At 37.8% G+C, this 1210-nt stretch carries 2 protein-coding genes; both read left to right on the forward strand.

Going from position 1 to position 1210, the window contains the following annotated elements:
- Positions 1-395: phosphopantetheine-binding protein (locus tag PX636_RS12970; protein ID WP_288117506.1), on the forward strand; the 395-nt coding region annotated here is incomplete at its 5' end.
- 55 nt (positions 396-450) lie between these two features.
- Positions 451-1210: SDR family NAD(P)-dependent oxidoreductase (locus PX636_RS12975; protein WP_288117508.1), on the forward strand; the 760-nt coding region annotated here is incomplete at its 3' end.

Consider the following 1210-nt stretch of genomic DNA (forward strand, 5'->3'; position numbering starts at 1 on the left):
ACGGTAAAGTTGATCGAAAAGTCTTACCAATACCCGATAAAAACCCCTTATCGTTAACTCAAAATTATGTCGCTCCTCGAACTGCAATTGAAGAAGTTTTAGCAGAAATTTGGGCAGAAATTTTAGAAGTCGAACGAGTTGGGATTGAAGACGATTTCTTTCTGTTAGGTGGGCATTCTTTAAAAGCGATTCAACTGATTAGTAAAATCCGTCAAACCTTAGAAATTGAAATTTCTGTGCGCCAACTTTTTAATCACTCAACTATCAGCCAATTAACTCAAGTCATGATTGAATTAGTGGGTAATGAAGGTTTACTGAATGAAATTGCCGTAACAGTTCAAGAAATTTCTAGACTTTCACCAGAAGAAGTTCAAGCTTTATTATCTCAAAGCTGAACCTAAATGAATTAAACTTTCTATAGTGGACATTGATTTAAACTGAAGGAAAAAAATGACAAATCATCTCTTTGATTTAACAGGTAAAGTTGCAATTATCACGGGTGCTGCCCGAGGAATTGGTCGGGTATTAGCCCAAGGATTAGCACAAGCTGGAGCTAAGGTGGTAATTGGTGATATTAATCAAGTCGGTGCTGAACAAACGGTTCAACTGATTCAAGAAGCAGGAGGCGAAGCCATGGCAATTGAGACCGATGTTCGTCAACGTCAAGCTTGTCAGAATTTAATTAACCAGGCGGTTGCTCATTATGGTCAACTCGATATTATGGTCTGTAATGCAGGAGTTGAAATTCTCAAAAACACTGATGAATTAGAAGAATTTGAATGGGATCAGGTTATTAATGTTGACTTAAAAGGTTATTTTAATTGCGCTCAACTCGCAACCAAACAAATGATCAAACAAGGAACAGCAGGTTCAATTATTATGAATTCTTCTATCTGTGCTTTCGTTGCTGTTCCCAAATCTTCAGGAGCATATAGCGCCGCAAAAGGTGGTGTCAATCAATTAGTAAAATCCCTAGCGGTCGAATTAGCTAGTCACAAAATTCGAGTCAATGCTTTTGCACCGGGCTATATGAATAATATGATGGAAGGAACAGAAGGTTTACGTTCAACTTCCGATGAAATGGACGAATTATATACTAGAATTCCCATGAAACGAACCGGAGATTTAGAAGAGTTAATTGGTCCTGTCGTGTTTTTAGCATCCGAAGCTTCCTCTTATGTAACTGGAACAATTTTAATGGTAGATGGAG

The sequence above is a fragment of the Microcystis sp. M53598_WE2 genome, from assembly GCF_030067735.1.
In the GTDB taxonomy this organism is placed as follows: Bacteria; Cyanobacteriota; Cyanobacteriia; order Cyanobacteriales; family Microcystaceae; genus Microcystis; species Microcystis aeruginosa.